The 16,926-nt window shown below is 64.6% G+C and carries 15 protein-coding genes; 12 read left to right on the top strand and 3 right to left on the bottom strand.

The window, feature by feature from the left end; genetic code table 11:
- Window positions 1-71 precede the first annotated feature (71 nt).
- The gene (locus BC443_RS19145) at window positions 72-1,982 is read right to left on the bottom strand and encodes a sugar phosphorylase (protein WP_247643296.1); all 1,911 of its coding nucleotides are present in this window, start codon (window positions 1,980-1,982) and stop codon (window positions 72-74) included.
- A 269-nt stretch (window positions 1,983-2,251) separates the two neighbouring features.
- Between BC443_RS19145 and nrdR the strand changes: the two genes are divergently transcribed.
- From nrdR to BC443_RS14490, 11 genes are all read left to right on the top strand, one after another.
- Window positions 2,252-2,740 (top strand): transcriptional regulator NrdR, encoded by a 489-nt coding sequence (nrdR, locus tag BC443_RS14440; protein WP_071232539.1) that lies wholly within the window; start codon window positions 2,252-2,254, stop codon window positions 2,738-2,740.
- A gap of 149 nt (window positions 2,741-2,889) precedes the next feature.
- Window positions 2,890-4,014 carry a bifunctional diaminohydroxyphosphoribosylaminopyrimidine deaminase/5-amino-6-(5-phosphoribosylamino)uracil reductase RibD gene (gene ribD / locus BC443_RS14445; protein WP_071232540.1) on the top strand — a complete coding sequence of 375 codons (1,125 nt, stop codon included), beginning with the start codon at window positions 2,890-2,892 and terminating at the stop codon, window positions 4,012-4,014.
- 157 nt (window positions 4,015-4,171) lie between these two features.
- Complete coding sequence (ribBA, locus tag BC443_RS14450; RefSeq protein ID WP_071232653.1) at window positions 4,172-5,305, top strand: bifunctional 3,4-dihydroxy-2-butanone-4-phosphate synthase/GTP cyclohydrolase II; 1,134 nt, start codon at window positions 4,172-4,174, stop codon at window positions 5,303-5,305.
- A 186-nt stretch (window positions 5,306-5,491) separates the two neighbouring features.
- Window positions 5,492-5,974, top strand: coding sequence for a 6,7-dimethyl-8-ribityllumazine synthase (gene ribE, locus BC443_RS14455; protein WP_071232541.1), 483 nt, complete (start codon window positions 5,492-5,494; stop codon window positions 5,972-5,974).
- Window positions 5,971-6,471, top strand: coding sequence for a transcription antitermination factor NusB (gene nusB, locus BC443_RS14460; protein ID WP_071232542.1), 501 nt, complete (start codon window positions 5,971-5,973; stop codon window positions 6,469-6,471). Before ribE ends, nusB begins: the two co-directional genes overlap by 4 nt.
- A 1-nt stretch (window position 6,472) precedes the next feature.
- Window positions 6,473-7,444: a thiamine-phosphate kinase gene (gene thiL, locus BC443_RS14465; protein WP_071232543.1), complete on the top strand. Its 972-nt coding sequence runs from the start codon at window positions 6,473-6,475 to the stop codon at window positions 7,442-7,444.
- Window positions 7,441-7,914, top strand: a complete 474-nt coding sequence (locus tag BC443_RS14470; RefSeq protein WP_071232544.1) for a phosphatidylglycerophosphatase A — start codon at window positions 7,441-7,443, stop codon at window positions 7,912-7,914. The genes thiL and BC443_RS14470 overlap by 4 nt, the downstream gene beginning before the upstream one ends.
- A 220-nt stretch (window positions 7,915-8,134) precedes the next feature.
- The gene (locus BC443_RS14475) at window positions 8,135-9,460 is read left to right on the top strand and encodes a DUF945 family protein (protein ID WP_071232545.1); all 1,326 of its coding nucleotides are present in this window, start codon (window positions 8,135-8,137) and stop codon (window positions 9,458-9,460) included.
- A gap of 142 nt (window positions 9,461-9,602) precedes the next feature.
- Window positions 9,603-12,032 (top strand): endopeptidase La, encoded by a 2,430-nt coding sequence (lon, locus tag BC443_RS14480; protein ID WP_071232546.1) that lies wholly within the window; start codon window positions 9,603-9,605, stop codon window positions 12,030-12,032.
- A 224-nt stretch (window positions 12,033-12,256) separates the two neighbouring features.
- Window positions 12,257-12,466, top strand: a complete 210-nt coding sequence (locus BC443_RS14485) for a hypothetical protein (protein WP_071232547.1) — start codon at window positions 12,257-12,259, stop codon at window positions 12,464-12,466.
- A 103-nt stretch (window positions 12,467-12,569) separates the two neighbouring features.
- A complete protein-coding gene (locus tag BC443_RS14490; RefSeq protein ID WP_071232548.1) occupies window positions 12,570-13,187 on the top strand; it encodes a LysE family translocator in 618 nt (205 codons plus the stop codon).
- Window positions 13,188-13,230: 43 nt separating this feature from the next.
- Here BC443_RS14490 and BC443_RS14495 read toward each other — a convergent pair whose 3' ends face one another.
- Complete coding sequence (locus BC443_RS14495; protein WP_071232549.1) at window positions 13,231-14,154, bottom strand: DMT family transporter; 924 nt, start codon at window positions 14,152-14,154, stop codon at window positions 13,231-13,233.
- A 179-nt stretch (window positions 14,155-14,333) separates the two neighbouring features.
- Entirely contained in the window at window positions 14,334-15,101 is a 768-nt protein-coding gene (locus BC443_RS14500; protein WP_071232550.1) for an SDR family NAD(P)-dependent oxidoreductase, read from the bottom strand.
- Window positions 15,102-15,555: 454 nt separating this feature from the next.
- Between BC443_RS14500 and BC443_RS14505 the strand changes: the two genes are divergently transcribed.
- Complete coding sequence (locus tag BC443_RS14505; RefSeq protein WP_071232551.1) at window positions 15,556-16,815, top strand: acyltransferase; 1,260 nt, start codon at window positions 15,556-15,558, stop codon at window positions 16,813-16,815.
- Window positions 16,816-16,926 lie beyond the last annotated feature (111 nt).

Raw genomic sequence — 16,926 nt, forward strand, 5'->3', positions numbered from 1 at the left:
TGCCATCGTTTCGATTCACCGCCCGCGTCGGGTCTGTTGCCGTTTCCTTCACGACCGCGCCCCGATACGCGTCAGGGCTGCACCAGCCACAGGCTGCGGTAGGGGCGCAGGATATCGCGTTCTTCCGGATGCGGGTTCCAGCGCTTGCCATCCTTGAGCACGTCGTACCATTCGCCCTCGCAGAGCTCGGCGATCTCCAGCGGCTGGCGCTTGTCGCTGATGTTGTAGATCGCCAGCAGACGCCGCCCGTTGGCCAGCGGGCCGCGCTCGATGGCAAAGATGCCGGGCGGGGTGTCGAGCACGCGCTGGGTGGCTTCGGGATGAAAGCAGGGCTCGTTGGCACGGATGTTGAGCCGCCGCTTGAGCGAGGTGAACGCCTCGCGGGTCGGCGTGCTGCGGCTGTCGATGAGCTCGTCCAGTTCCTCCTTGGGCCAGCGGCGGCGATTGATCGAACGCAGCTTGCCGCTGCGTTCGACGCCGCCGTGGTCGTTGAGCGTCGCGGTCAGGCTGTGAATATAGACGCCGGGAATGCCTTGCAGCGCCAGCATCAGGTTCTGGCTGCACAGGAAGCGTTCGACTTGCCAGGCATCGGCGCCTCGGCGGGTGCCCTTCATGGCGTCGTAATAGGTGATGTTGATCTCGTAGGGCGAGTCGCTGCCGTCCGGGTTGGTCTTCATGCTGACGTAGCCGCCGAAGCGGTGCATCAGTTCGAGCATGATGTCCAGCTCGTGCTGCGGCAGCAGCCCCTCGAGCGCCCTGACCCCGATGCCGTCGTGGCTGGCGGTGAAGTTGAAGTAGGTACAACCCGGCGGCAGCGTCGGCAGGCTCCGCGCCCAGTCGCTCAGGGTGGTGGCATCGCCGCTGGTCAGGGTATGCACGAGCAGGGGCGGCAGCGTGAACTGGTAGATCATGTGCGCTTCGTCGGGCATCGAGCGCTTGTCTTCCAGACGGTCGGGGCTCTGTCGTTCTAGACCCGACCGTTCGGGATCCAGTCGTTCGGGGCCCGGCCTTTCGAGACCCAGCCTTTCAAGACCCGGCCTTTCGAGACCCAGCCTTTCGAGACCCAGCCTTTCGAGACCCAGCCTTTCGAGACCAAAGTAGCTCATGTTTTCGTGATGCGGCACGTTGGTCTCGGTGATCAGCAGCGTGCCCGGCGCCATGAAATCCAGAATCGCTCGCAGCAGCCGTACGATGGCATGGGTCTGGGGCAGGTGGACGCAGTTGGTGCCGACTTCCTTCCATAGGTACGTGACCGCGTCGAGACGGATGATGCGCGCGCCCTGTTGGACGTAATAGAGCAGGATGCCGACGAACTCCAGCAGCACGTCCGGGTTGGCGAAGTTGAGATCGATCTGGTCCTCGGAGAAGGTCGCCCACAGGTAGCGGGTGCCCCGTCGCGTCGAGACCGGCACCAGCAACGGCGAATTGCGCGGCCGCGTGACCATGGAGAGATCCGTTTCCGGGTCCATCTCGATGAAGTAGTCGCGCCCCGGCTGCGTGCCGGAGAGGTAGTCAGTGAACCACAGCGAATCGCGGGAGACATGATTGATGACCAGATCGACCATCAGGTCGACCCGCGACGCCAGCCGGCGGATGTCCTGCCAGTCGCCGAGGCTGGGGTTCACTTCGCGATAGTGGATCACCGAGAAGCCGTCGTCGCTGCTCCAGGGAAAGAACGGCAGGATATGCAGACCGCTGAACGTGCCGTTGAGACGCGTGGCGAGAAAGTCGTCCAGCACTTCCAGCGGCGGTCGGTCGCCGTCGATGATGGTATCGCCGTAGGTGATCAGAACCTGGTCGCGCTCGCTCCATGTCGGCTTCGGCGACGTATCCAATGCACTACGCTGGTGCATCAGCAGCGTCATCAGGCGGCGCATGATTTCGTCGCGCCGGGGGCCGTATACCTCTTCCAGGCGCGCGTTGGCGCGCTCGATGAAATCCGCTTCGGAAAGCGCGGAGTAGTTCGCGGCACGGCTCGGCATGGCGGGATTCCTGGTCTCAGCGGTTGGCGTACGTGGCCTGCGTATCGAGGTCTCGTCGTGATCGATCGTCACGATATCCTTGCAGAAGATGGGCCAACATGAAAACGGCTGCTGATTTTCAGCGTATTTCCGCTATGTTGACCAAACCGTTACACTCTATGGGGCATTCAGTACTTCACGTTCAGTACTTCACGTTCAGTACTTCATTCTGTTCATTAAACAATAGCGGCGGTTGTCCAGATCGCCCACGCTGAAGGTAGATTCCGACGATGCATTGCCCTTTCTGCGGTACGCATGATACCAAGGTGACCGACTCCCGCCTGGTGGCCGAAGGGGATCAGGTGCGTCGTCGTCGTCAATGCGCCGGATGCGGCGAGCGCTTCACGACCTACGAAACCGCCGAACTGGTGATGCCACGGGTCATCAAGTCCGATGGCTCCCGGGAGAGCTTCGACGAGCAGAAGATGCGTGCCGGCATGGCGTTGGCACTGGAGAAGCGTCCGGTCAGCGTGGAGTCCTTCGAGGCGGCTGTCGAACGTATTCGCCAGCGACTGCGGGCACGCGGCGATCGGGAAGTCGAAGCGCGTGCCGTGGGGGAAGAGGTAATGGAAGCCCTCCAGCGTCTCGATCACGTGGCCTACATTCGTTTTGCCTCGGTCTACCGCCGTTTCCAGGATCTCGACGAGTTTCGTGCCGAGATCGATCGGCTTTCCCAGGAGCCGGCAGCGTCTTCGGAGGACAACGGCGACCCTCGCTGAGATGGCGCCGCTGTTTTCGTTGCCAGACTCCCCGTCTTTTCGAGCGAGCCGCCATGCCCTTTTCCCGTTCCGAGCCTCAGTCCCGTTCCGAGTCTGTTTCCCATTTCCCTGACACCCCCCGCGCCGGGTCTTCGACTCCGGCGGTCTGGATGGCGCGGGCGATTCAGCTTGCCTGGCGCGGGCAATACACCTGCGATCCCAACCCGCGGGTCGGCTGCGTGCTGGTCAAGGAGAGCCGCATCGTCGGTGAAGGGTTCCATGCGCGCGCCGGCGAGGCGCATGCCGAGGTCAACGCGCTGCGCATGGCCGGCGAGGCCGCCCGTGGCGCGACGGCATACGTCACCCTCGAGCCCTGCTCGCATACCGGGCGCACCGGCCCTTGCAGCCAGGCGCTGATCGATGCCGGCGTGGCGAAGGTGGTCGCGGCGATGGAAGATCCCAATCCGCAGGTCTCCGGGCGAGGCTTCGCGATGCTGCGCGACGCCGGCATCGAGGTCGAGGTCGGGCTGCTCGAGGAGGACGCGCGACGACTCAACCCCGGCTTCATTCGCCGCATGCGCGACGGGCTGCCGCGGGTCACGCTGAAGATGGCGATGAGCCTCGACGGGCGCACGGCAATGGCCAACGGTGAATCCCAGTGGATCACCGGACCGGCCGCGCGGCAGCAGGTGCAGCGTCTGCGTGCCGCGTCCAGCGCGGTGCTCTCCGGGGTGGAGTCGATCATCTTCGACGATTCCCGGCTGACGGTGCGTGCCGGGCAGTTGGGGCTGGATGATGCCGAGGCGATTGCCCGGCGCCAGCCGTTGCGGGTGATCCTCGACAGCCAGCTGCGGCTGCCGCTGGCGGCGGCCTGCCTGAGCGAGCCGGGGCGGACGCTGGTCTTCACGATCCAGCCGGAGATGACCGAGCGCCGACGCAAGCTCGAAGCGGCGGGCGCCGAGGTGATCTTCATGCCGGCCAATGGCGAGGGGCGCGTCGAGTTCGCGGGCGTGCTGCGCTATCTGGCGACGCGGGAAGCATGCAACGAAGTCCTCATCGAGACCGGCGCCACCCTGGCCGGGGCCTTGCTGGAGGCGGACTGCGTCGATCGGCTCGAACTGTTCATGGCGCCGACGCTGCTGGGCAGCGAGGCGCGGCCGCTCTTCGCCCTGCCGGGATTGGTATCGATGAGCCAGCAGCGGCGGCTGGAGATCGACGATATCCGCGCGGTGGGCGAGGATTGGCATATTTCGGCACGACCCGTCAGGGCGTCCGATCGAGGCGAGCTGAGGTGAGCGGACAGGCCGCGCACACCGAAATGGCCGGGACGTGTCGCTGTCATCCGACAGTAGCGTCCGTGTCCCGCGACAGGTAGGCTGTGCCGCATCGAGCCTCTCTGGCCTCGTTGAACGATGGTTTCAGCAGATGGCGGTTTCCGTGGATGAATCAGCAATGACGACAACGCAATCGAACCAGCTGGCCAGTATCGAGGTCCTGGTCGAAGAGATTCGGCAAGGCAGGATGGTCATCCTCATGGATGACGAGGACCGCGAGAACGAAGGCGATATCATCATGGCGGCCGAGTGTGTCGAGGCCGACCATATCAATTTCATGGCGCGTCACGCTCGCGGGCTGATCTGCCAGCCGATGTCGAAGGCGCGCTGCCAGCAGCTGAAGCTGCCGCTGATGGTCAGCGACAATGGCTCCGGCTACGGCACCAAGTTCACCGTCTCGATCGAGGCGGCCACCGGCGTCACCACCGGGATCTCCGCGGCGGATCGCGCGCTCACGGTGCGTGCCGCGGCGGCGCGTGGGGCGCGACCGGAAGATATCGTCCAGCCCGGTCATATCTTCCCGCTGATGGCGGAACCGGGTGGCGTCCTGCGTCGTGCCGGCCACACCGAGGCGGCCTGCGACCTGGCCGCCATGGCCGGCTTCGAGGCCACCGGCGTGATCTGCGAGATCATGAACGAGGACGGCAGCATGGCGCGCCGGCCGGAACTCGAACGCTTCGCCGCCGAGCATGACATCAAGATCGGCACCATCGCCGACCTGATCCACTATCGCATGCTCAACGAGCGTACCGTCGAGGCGATCGAGCAGACGCCGGTGCAGACCGCGTTCGGCGAGATGACCCTGCATGTCTTCCACGACACCATTCAGGATCGGCACCATCTGGCGCTGGTAAAGGGCGAGCCCGAACACGCCACGCCGACGACGGTGCGCGTGCATGGCGGCGACACGCTGCGCGACCTGCTCGCGCTGTGTCGCGCGGAAAGCCACTGGACGGCTCACACCGCGCTGGCCGAGATCGGCCAGGCGGAGGCGGGCGTCTTCGTGCTGCTCGACGAGACGCGCCCTCAGGGGGATTTCAAGCAGCAGCTCGATGTCCTGCTGGGGCATCGCCCGGCGCCGCGTTCCAGCGCTGCCGACGGATCGGGGAACTTCCTGTCGATCGGCACCGGGGCGCAGATCCTGCGCCAGCTCGGCGTCGGCAAGATGCGTCTGCTGAGTTCGCCGTGGCGTTTCTCGGCGCTCTCCGGTTTCGATCTGGAGGTGGTCGAGCTGGTCAGCGGCGACGCCTGAGCGGGATTCGAGCCCCGACTGTCGCGAGCCGGAACCGTCGCGAGCGTGGTAAGGCCGCGCGGCCATGGTAAGATGGCCGGCTTCGCGCGCTAGGCCCTAGGTTCTGGCGCCGGCCAATCAGACTGTTTTTTCGCGTCCAGATTCGTATTCGTGACGACTCTGGCGCAGTGTATCCGGAACCCGATAATGCAACCGATCGCTCAACTGGAAGGCCAGTTCACCGATGTCGATGGCCGCTATGCCATCGTCGTGGGCCGTTTCAATCATCACGTCGTCGATAGCCTGGTGGAAGGCGCCATCGATAGCCTGATGCGCCACGGCGTCAGCGAGGAGAACATCGAGCTGATTCATGTCCCCGGCGCCTGGGAACTGCCGTTGGCGGTCAAGCGCGTGCTGCAGGTGTCCCGACCCGACGCGGTCGTCGCGCTGGGTGCGGTCATTCGTGGCGGTACGCCGCACTTCGAATACGTGGCGGGCAACTGCAATTCCTCGCTGAGCAGCCTGCAGCTGGAGTTCTCGACCCCCATCGCCAACGGGGTGCTGACGGTCAATTCGATCGATCAGGCCATCGAGCGCGCCGGCACCAAGGCGGGCAACAAGGGCACCGAGGCGGCCATGGCGGCCATGGAAATGGTATCTCTATTCAAGCGACTGGGAGGCGAGGCATGAGTTCACCGTCACGACAGCCGACGCCGGCTCAGGAGTCGCGTCGCGCCGCCCGCGAACTGGCGGTCCAGGGGCTCTACCAGTGGCAGATGACTGGCAAGTCGGTCACTGCCGTCGAGGCCGAGTTCCGCTCGCAGATCGCCGATGACGATCTCGAGGATCACGAAAACTGGCACAAGGTGATGGAGATCGCCGACAAGGCGCTGTTCCATGATCTGCTGCACAACACGGCCAACCATCGCGCCGAGCTGGACGCCACCATTGCGCCGCTGCTCGACCGGCGGCTGGAAGACCTGGATCGCATCGAGCTGGCGATCCTGCGTCTCGGGACCTACGAATTGTCGCGCCGGCCCGAAGTGCCCTATCGTGCCGTCATCAACGAGGGGGTCGAGCTGGCCAAGATATTCGGCGCGACCGATGGTCATAAATACGTCAACGGCATCCTCGACAAGCTCGCCTCGCGGCTGCGGGGCGCCGAGGTCGCTGCTCGCCGTCGTTGACATGACTCGCGCTTCGTTGAGCGAATTCGAGCTGATCGCTCGCTATCTGTCGCGCCCGGCGGCGGCCGAGCGGAGCGATGTCGTCGTCGGCAACGGCGACGACTGTGCGGTGCTTGCGCCCACCCCGGGGCATCAGCTCGCGATCAGCGTCGATACGTCCGTCGTCGATGTCCATTTCCCCCATGACGCGCCGCCGGCGGCCATTGGCCACCGTGCGCTGGCCGTCGCCTTGAGCGATCTCGCGGCGATGGGTGCCAGGGCGCGCTGGTGCTGCATGGCGCTGACTCTGCCGGCGGCCGACCCCGAGTGGCTCGAGGCGTTCGCCGAGGGCTTCCGTGAACTGGCCGCCCGCAGCGGCTGCGAGCTGGTCGGCGGCGACGTGACCCGCGGCGCGCTGACGATCGGGGTGACGGTGCATGGCGAGCTGCCGGCCGGCCAGGCGTTACGACGCAGCGGGGCGCGGGCGGGGGATCTGGTCGCGGTAACCGGCTATCCGGGGCGGGCGATCACGGGGCTGGCGCGCTGGCAGCAGGGCGAACGCGAGGCGGGGCATCCGCTGCTCGAGGCCTATCTTCGCCCCGAACCGCGCCTGGCGGCGGGAGAAGCGCTGAGAGGGCTGGCCAGTAGCGCGATCGATGTTTCCGATGGCCTGCTGGCGGACCTGCAGCACGTGCTGGTGGCCTCCGGCGTGGGGGCGCGTCTCGATCTCGAGTCGTTGCCGCTGGCGACACCGCTGCGCGCGACGCTCGAACTGGACGAGATCCGGGGGCGGGTACTCAACGGCGGTGACGACTATGAACTGCTGGTGACGCTGGCGGAGTCGGATCTTGCCGAAGCCCAGCGCCGCCTGGCTCCGCTACATCTGCCGCTGACGCCGATCGGGCGGATCATCGAGGGCGAAGGCATTCAGGGCATTCCTCCGCGCTACCTCGAGCGCAGCGGGTGGGACCACTTTCCGGAGACCGCCTCATGAACCGGGCGCCCACGAGTGTATGGCGTCGGCCGACGCATTTCCTGGCGTTCGGGCTGGGCAGCGGCGCCGTGCCGTTCGCGCCGGGGACCTTCGGTACCCTGGCCGCGATCCCGTTCTACTGGCTGCTGTCGGGGCTGCCGCTGACGATCTACATGGGGCTGCTGGGCGTGGCGACGCTGGTCGGCATCTGGCTCTGCGAGACGACCTCCCGCGATCTCGGCGTCCACGACCATTCCGGGATCGTCTGGGACGAATTCGTCGGCTACTGGCTGACCATGGCAGCAGTGCCGTTCTCCTGGGAGGCCGCGCTGTGGGGCTTCGTGGTATTCCGCGTCTTCGACATCCTCAAACCCTGGCCGATTCGCTGGGTCGACCGCCGTGTCGCCGGGGGCATCGGCATCATGTTCGACGATATCCTCGCCGGGGTGTACGCCTGGAGCACGATGCATCTGTGGTTCTGGCTGCATTGAGCCACGAGCCACGAGCCACGAGCCACGAGCCACGAGCCACGAGCCACGAGCCACGAGCCACGGCCCCTTCGTATCCCGTAAACTTCTCTCTATTCGTTGGCTTTTGCCTTGCGATCCACAGGCATGCGGGAAGTGCGTTGGCCCGTAGGGAGCGGGCCTGGGACTGGCCTTTGCTCGTCGACTTCCGGACAGCACCTAATTTCAGCGTCAGGAGCAACACATGCGTAAAGGATTGATCGCCGGGGCGGTGGTGATCGTGTTGGCGGGGGGCGGCTATCTGGGCGCTCAGGCTTATTCGAGCCAGCGCTTCGATAGCGAGATCGAAAAGCTGGTCACGCGGCTCGATGCCAGTCCCGATTGGCAGGTCACGCGCGATGACGTCGACAGTGGCTGGTTCCATTCCAGCGGCCGCATCGAAGCGCGTTACGTGGCGGTGGCCCAGAATGCCGACCCGGTCGCCGTCGAGGTGCCGTATCAGGCGGGGCACGGCCTGCTCGAGACGACGCTGAACGGTGAAGCGCAGGTACGGGGCAGTGGCGGCGAGACGCTGTTCGGCGATGTGCTCGCGAGCGAAGGCCCGATGACCTGGACCGGACGTTTCCTGACCCGCGAGCAGAAGCTGGAAGCGCACTTCATGCTGCCGGGCTTCTCGCAGACCGTCAGCGTGCCGACGCAGGACCCGGCTGGAGAGATCACCACGGCCCGCGACATGCAGCTGGATTTCGACGGCATGACGCTCGATCTCGAGCAGGCCGACGGCAAGGTCACCGTTCAGGGAGACGCGCCGCGACTGCGAATGGCCGATGACCAGACCGATATCCTGATCGAAGGGACCACGCTGTCCGGCACGTTCGAAGGCGACGACCAGGCCTTCAAGCAGGCGATGTCGCTGAACATCCCGACCACCACGGTCACGCCCGAGGGCAATCCGAGCGTGGTCACCCGGGATCTCCGCTACGCCGTGGAAGCCAACCTCGACGCCGAGCGGCTGGTGATGCAGCTACAGGCGAACGTGGGCGAGACCCAGGTGCAGGACCAGTCGATTTTCGACGGCGGCTTCGCGCTGACGCTGGACCATGTCGATGGCGACGCCTACCGAGCGCTGGTAGCGGCGCTGGACGAGCATCTGGCCGATATCCAGACTGCCATCGATAGCGAGGACGATGCCAGGATCCGGGCAGCGCTGCAGCCCTTGCAGCCGTCGATCCAGGCGCTGCTGGCGGGCTCGCCGCATCTTTCGCTGGATAGCCTGACCGCCAATAGCCCGGTGCTGGGCATGAACATGCGCGGCAGTGGCGAGCTCGGCGTCGACGGTGCGGGCATCGAAGACTGGAATCTCGATACGATGGCGGCCGATACGCTTCAGCGCGAAGTCGTTCGGCGGCTGGAAGGGCGACTGACCCTGGAGGGTGCGCCGGCGCTATTGATGATGTTCCTGGGCCTGCCGTTGACCAGCGACCCTCTGCAGCTCGAACTGACGGATGGCGTGCTCGACATCAATGGCCAGCAGATACCGCTGGTGCCGCTGCTGGTCGATCCGGGCTGATATCCGAAGGTCCGGCCGTGCCAGGCTCTCGCGCCTGGCACGGTTTTCTGAACCAATCTCCCTTCATCGACTTGAACTCCCGCCCCGGCGCCCGCATCCCTAGGTCATTCGGCCAGCACTGGCCACGAACTCAGGGTGAATAATGAGCGATCATAACCGGGATTCCGCGGACTATTTCGAAGCCAGCCAGGAGACACCTGGCAATGATCAGATGTCACATTCATCGGCCAGTGGCGCCGTCGTTCCCTCCGGCGATTATCTGCCGGAGCGAATCTATCTCCTCCCCATCCATAATCGTCCGTTCTTCCCGGCCCAGGTGCAGCCGCTGATCATTCAGCGCCAGCGCTGGGAAGAGACCATGAAACGGGTCGCCAACACGCCGCACCACATGGTGGGGGTGGCATTCGTCGGTGATGTCGGGGTCGAGGAACTCAACCCGGGCAGCTTCCCCGAGATCGGTACCGCGGTGAAGGTTCACCGCGCCCAGAACGAAGAGCAGCAGATCCAGTTCATCGCCCAGGGCATGCGTCGCTTCCGCATCCAGCGCTGGCTGTCGAAGACCCCGCCGTATCTGGTCGAGGTCTCCTATCCGCGCGAGCCGGTCGATGCCGAGGCCGAAGAAGCCCGCGCCTATGCGATGTCGCTGATAAACGGCATCAAGGAACTGCTGCCGATCAACCCGCTCTACGGCGAGGAACTGAAGAGCTACCTCAACCGCTTCAGCCCCCACGAGCCGGGCCCGCTGACCGACTTCGCCGCCGCCATTACCTCGGCCAAGGGTCGCGAGCTGCAGGGCGTGCTCGAGACGCTGCCGATCATGGATCGCATGCAGAAGGTGCTGCCGTTGCTGCGCAAGGAGATCGAGGTCGCGCAGCTGCAGAACCAGATCAGCGAGCAGGTCAACTCGCAGATGCAGGAGCGCCAGCGCGAATTCTTCCTGCGCGAGCAGCTCAAGGTGATCCAGAAAGAGCTGGGCATCTCCAAGGACGACCGCGAGAGCGACGTCGATACCTTCCGCGGCCGGCTCGAGAATCTGGAAGTGCCGGAGCGGGTTCAGGAGCGTATCGACGACGAGCTGGGCAAGCTGTCGGTGCTGGAAACCGGCTCGCCTGAGTACGGCACCACGCGCAACTATCTCGACTGGCTGACTTCGCTGCCCTGGGGCATTACCTCGGAGGACCAGCTCGATCTCAAGCGCGCCCGCGGCGTGCTGGACCGTGACCACGACGGTCTCACCGACGTCAAGGAACGGATCATCGAGTTCCTGGCCGAAGGGTCGTTCAAGGGCGATGTCGGCGGCTCCATCGTGCTGCTGGTCGGCCCGCCCGGGGTGGGCAAGACCTCGGTCGGACGCTCGATCGCCGATGCCCTGGGGCGCAAGTTCTACCGCTTCTCGGTGGGCGGCATGCGCGACGAGGCCGAGATCAAGGGGCACCGCCGCACCTACATCGGCGCCATGCCAGGCAAGCTGGTGCAGGCGCTCAAGGAGGTCGAGGTCGAGAACCCGGTGATCATGCTCGACGAGATCGACAAGATGGGGCAGTCGTTCCAGGGCGATCCCGCCTCGGCGCTGCTCGAGGTGCTGGACCCGGAGCAGAACGTCGACTTTCTCGATCATTACCTCGACGTGCGCCTGGATCTCTCCAAGGTGCTGTTCGTGTGTACGGCCAACCAGCTCGATACCATTCCGGGGCCGCTGCTCGACCGCATGGAGCAGATCCGGCTTTCGGGCTATATCGCCGAAGAGAAGATGGCGATCGCCAAGCATCATCTGTGGCCGAAGCTGCTGGAGCGTGACCGCATTCCCAAGAAGCGCATCAACCTGACCGATGCCGCGCTCAAGCAGGTGATCGAGGGCTATGCCCGAGAAGCCGGCGTGCGCCAGCTGGAAAAGCAGCTCCACCGGATCGTGCGCAAGGCGGCGGTCAAGATGCTCGAGGAGAAGCAGGAGACGGTCAAGGTCTCGGTCAACAACCTGGAAGAGTTCCTTGGCGCGCCGCTGTTCCGCAAGGAGAAGGTGCTCAAGGGCGTCGGCGTGGTCACTGGCCTGGCCTGGACGGCGATGGGCGGCGCCACCTTGCCCATCGAGGCGACCAAGGTTCACGCATTGACCCGCGGCTTCAAGCTCACCGGCAAGCTGGGCGAGGTGATGCAGGAGTCCGCCAACATCGCCTACAGCTACACGCTGGGGCATCTGGGCGAGTACGGGGCCGATGCGGACTTCTTCAACGAGGCGTTCATTCACCTCCATGTTCCCGAGGGCGCGACGCCGAAGGACGGGCCGTCTGCCGGCGTCACCATGACCACGGCGCTGATGTCATTGGCCCGGAACCAGAGCATCGATCGCCCGCTGGCGATGACCGGCGAGCTGACGCTGACCGGCCAGGTACTGCCGGTGGGCGGTATCCGCGAGAAGGTGATCGCCGCGCGCCGCAGCGATATCTTCGAGCTGATCCTGCCGGAGGCCAACAAGCGCGACTACGACGAGCTGCCGGCCTACCTCAAGAAAGGGATGACCGTGCACTTCGCCAGGGTTTATCCGGATGTGGCCAAGGTCGTGTTCGGCCGCTGAGAGCCTGTTTACAATCTGCTGCGCGTCGGCCAAACGTTGTTGAAAACGACTTCGGAATACTCATTTACCCCTATGTAAACTCCGTTTCCTCAGTCGTTTTCGCCTAGTTTGATCCTAGCTCGCGAGATCATAAACTGGCTCTGAGATGCTGGAGGCTAGCTTCGTGTTACGCTGATCGACGAGGCCGGCGTGACATCGACCGGCATGAAAACAAGGAGCAAGGTGTGTCCAAGAGCGAGAAGAAACAGCGGCCGCGCTACATGATCGCGGCGATCTGGGGGCTGCTGGCGATGGTGCTGTTGAGCGCCTGCAGTTATCACCCGGCGCGGATCGATCCGGAACCGCCGGTCATCATCGGCGATGGCGATCACGGCCATGGTCACGGCGACGGTGACTTCTGCCCGCCGGGTCAGGCCAAGAAGGGCAATTGCTGAGCCTACCGGTTCGCGGCAACGACCCCGAGCGGCAGCGCACTTGCGCTGCCGCTTTTTCGAGGTAGACAATCGACGCTCGTCGACCTCGGACCTGTGAACCCACATGACATTCGAAAGTGCCGTTACCTATCTTCTGGCGATCTTCCTGTTCGCCATCACGCCCGGCCCGGGCGTGTTCGCCCTGATCGCCACCGGCATGAATGCCGGCTTCCGCCGCTGCCTCTCGCTGACGGTGGGCATGACGCTGAGTGACGTGCTCTACCTGCTGCTCGCCACCTTCGGCCTGGCGACCCTCGCCGAGCATTGGGGAGAAGTCTTCGGCGTGATCCGGGTTCTGGGCGCGCTCTATCTGTTCTATCTCGGCTGGAAGCTGTGGACGAGCCCGACGCAGGACGACGAGATGCCCGCGGCCGGCGCCAGCGGCGGGGCGCTTGCCGGCATGATGCAGGGCTTTCTGATCTCCGCCTCCAACCCCAAGGTGATCCTGTTCTATATCGCGTTCCTGCCGACCTTCGTCGATCTGGATCGGCTCGGTGGTTCTTCGCTGACGCTGCTGGTGGCGCTGACCGTCGTTGGCCTGATGGGCGGGCTCTGCCTGGTCGCGGCCGGCGCGGCGCGGGCGCGGCGGATCTTTCGCTCCTCCCACGCCCAGCGGCGCCTCAATCGGGGTGCCGGGTCGTTGATGATCGGCGCCGGGGCGCTGCTGATCGCCAAGAGTTGATTGCCAGGCGCTGACCGCCAGGCGCCGAATGCCGCCACCGCCCTTACGCTTGCCGGTTGCGGGGCTTGCGGCTGACCAGGGCGACACCGGCGGCGGCGATGCCCATGCCCAGCCACGAGATCGGCGGCATGGGCTCGTCGATCAGCCACCAGGAGAACAGCGCGGCGCAGGGCGGCACCAGGTAGAAAAGTGCCGATACCCGCGAGGCTTCGCCACGTCGGATCATCGCCAACAGCAGCGAGATGGCGATCAGGGAATTGCCGATGACCAGGTAGGCCAGCGATCCGGCGAGCGCGCCGTCCCAGTCGAGCGTGAAATGCCCGAACAGCAGGATCAGTGGCAGTGTCGTGATCAGGCCGGTGGCGTATTGAATCAGGTTGGCGCTGACCGGATGCAGCGGCTGGCCGTAGCGCTTTTCGTAGAGTGTCGCGCCGCTCATCCCGAGCAGGGCGGCGATGGTCAGCAGCAGGCCACTGAGCGTGACGCCTTCCACCGTCGAACGACCGAGAATCACCACCACGGCGCCGACGAAACCCAGCCCGAAACCGAGCCAGCGTCGCGTGCCGATGGTTTCTCCCACCATCGCCGGGGCGGCGAGGGCGACCAGGATCGGCTGCAGCGACACGATCAGTGCCACGACGCCGGCGGAACTGCCGAGGGCGAAAGCACTGTAGCAGCAGCCGAAGTAGACGGTCTGGATCAGGAACCCGACCACCGCCTGATGGCCCCAGGCGCTCGGCCGGGCCGGCATCGGCGGGCGCAGCCACAGCCAGATCGGCAGCATGATCGCCAGCACGAGCACGAACCGTAGACCCAGAAACAGCAACGGGTCCACGTGAAGGGTGCCGATCTTCGCGACCGGGAATCCCAGCGACCACAACAGAAGGAACAGGCCGGGGGCGGCGGTCAGCCACAGAGGTGGCCGCTCGTGAGCGGTCGTCGCGGCAGCGGGAGAAACGTCAGACATGTCGATCTCATTGTTGTGATTATGAAGATAGCTGTGATTGTGGAGATGGCTGTAATCGTGGAGAGGCCGTGATTGTGGATATGGCACCCGGTGGCGGGCGTTACCCGTCTTCGAGAGTGCCCCGACCGCCGTAATATTGCCAGCGACGTCGGGGCTTGCCGGTTTGTCGTCGCCGTCAGTCAGTCCCGATCTATCGAGAGCCCGCCCCACGACTGGCAAACGGGCATGAGCTCGAGCCGGTTGATGTTGAGGTGCGGCGGCAGCGTCGCGGCGAGAAAGACCTGTTCGGCGACATCTTCCGGCTGGATCGGCTCCACGCCGCCATAGAGCTTGTCGTGGGCGCTCTGGTCGCCTTTCATCCGCACCAGGGTGAACTCGGTTTCTGCCATGCCGGGCGCGATGTCGGTGACGCGAACGCCGGTGCCCTTGAGATCGCAGCGCAGGTTGTAGGAGAACTGGTTGACGAACGCCTTGGACGCGCCGTAGACGTGGCTGCCCGGATAGGGCCATAGCGCGGCGGTGGAACTGATGTTGATGATGGCGGCGCCGCGGCCGACCTCGATCAGCGTCGGCAGCAGCGTACGCGTCACGTTGACCAGGCCGGTGATGTTGGTGTCGATGACGGTCTGCCAGTCGTCCAGATTCGCTTCCTGGGCCGGGCCGGCACCCAGCGCCAGCCCGGCATTGTTCACCAGCACCTTGACGGCCTTGAACGCTGGCGGCAGTGCCTCGACCACTTGGGCGACGGCGTCGCGCTCGCGCACGTCCAGCGTGGCGACATGAACCGGGACCTGATCTTCCAGCTGCTGCTTGACCGCTTCCAGACGCTCCTGCCGGCGGCCGGTCAGCACCAGGGCCCAGCCCGCCTCGGCAAAGCGATGGGCGCAGGCACGCCCGAACCCTGAGGTGGCACCGGTAATGAAAGCGACGGGGGGATTGTGACTCATGCTGGCTCCTGATCCGGAATAGGTGAGAAGCGCCGACGCCGAGCGAAGAGACAGAGATGATGTCCTGAGCGACGATCGGGTCGGTCGCGTTTTCAGACAGAGCTTAGCGCATCTTTGCCGGGAGTTGTCAGGTCGAGTCGCGAGAAGCCTGTCGCCTTCTGCCGACAAGGACCAAGGCTTTGTGTAAAACCCCGTGATTGACGACACAGTCTGATGATTTCCGTTGCCGTTTGGTTACGCTTTGGCGACGATAGCGGGGCACTCCCCGATGACTGCGGTTCGACCGATCCCGGTACCGCTTTTTCCGCTGATTCCTCGCTATCGACTCGACTGGCTGGCTGCTTCATCGCCGCTCGCCGCGATATCACTCATGTACAGGTTGCCTCTTGGGTCTTATTGGGTCGCTCGGGGCGTCAGACACGATCCGGCGATCGATGTGAAAGGAGATGGCGTCATGTCCACGATCAAGCGGCAACGATATTACGGGCTGGAGTGGCTTCGCTTCCTGATGGCGCTGTGGATGGTCGCCTATCACTTCGGCGGCATCTACAGCGACATGCCCGACATGGTGAGAAGTTTCGTCGGCATGGGCTTCTTCGCCACCAGCACGTTCTTCATGCTGTCCGGCTTCCTGCTCGCCCACGTGGCGCTGGACCATGCGGGGGAGATGAAGATGCACGGCCCGGCCTTCGTTGCCAAGCGGCTGTGCAATCTCTACCCGATTCATGTGCTGACGATGCTGCTGTCGATCGGGCTGCTGTTGCTGCAGTACCCCATTCGTCCGGAAGGGGTTTACGTCTACTTCAACTCGCACCCCTATTACCCGCTGAGCGATGAAGCGCGAGCCGCGTTTTCGGAGCGTCTATCCTGGCCGAGTGCGTTGGGCCATATCGCACTGCAGCTCACGCTGCTGCAGGCCTGGGAGCCGCGTTTCCTGTGGCTGAACGGCGCGTCCTGGTCAATCTCCGCGTTACTCTTCTTCTATGCCTGCTTCCCGTGGCTGGCGCCGAGGCTGATGCGGGTTCAGCGCTGGGGGCTGGTGCTGCTGGGCGTCTGGGGGCTCTACGCCTTGGGGCCACTCGTGGCGACGCTGGCAGGCTCGTTCGACTATGTGACGGTGGGCATTCTCCACCGCAACCCGCTGTTTCGGCTTCCGGAGTTCCTGGCCGGCATCCTGCTCTACCGGGCCTGGCAATCGGAACCGGTGAGCTCGCTGTTTCGGCGCTTCCGCTACCCGCTGCTGGCGCTCGGTTTGTGCGGTGTGCCGATCGGAGTCTGGTTGCTCAAGATGGATGGCCTGCATCTGTATTACTTGACCCACAACGGATTGCTACTGCCATTCCAGGCACTGGTGCTACTCAGCGTTTGTGCATTCGCTGCGCCGAGCAGCGCGACGATACGGGCCTGGGCGCAGCGGTTGGGAGAGTCGGCACTGTGTATCTTCGCATTGCACACGCCGCTGATCGGCCCGATGGCGAGAGGAACGCGCTGGCTGCTGCAGCGATGGCACGAAAGCTGGATCGCCGATAGCAGCAACTTGGCGCTCAAGTTCGCGATTCCGCTGTGGACGATGGCGTTTCATCTGGCGCTGATCGTCGTCCTGGCGCTTCTGATGCAGCGCTTCGTGGTGGCGCCGATACGCCATTGGCTGGAGGCGAGATTGCCCACGGCTTGGCAGCAGCGACGGCCGCCATTGGCGACCGCCAAGGCTTGAGGCCTCACGCTGTCTCTGTTTTCAGCGCCACTTCTTTCAGAGCCCCTTCTTTCAGAGCTAGTTTGTTCAGCACTACTTCGGCCACTGGCGATGTCCTCAGGGAGGAGAGTC

Source organism: Salinicola sp. MIT1003 (assembly GCF_001858555.1).
Classification (GTDB): Bacteria; Pseudomonadota; Gammaproteobacteria; order Pseudomonadales; family Halomonadaceae; genus Salinicola; species Salinicola salarius.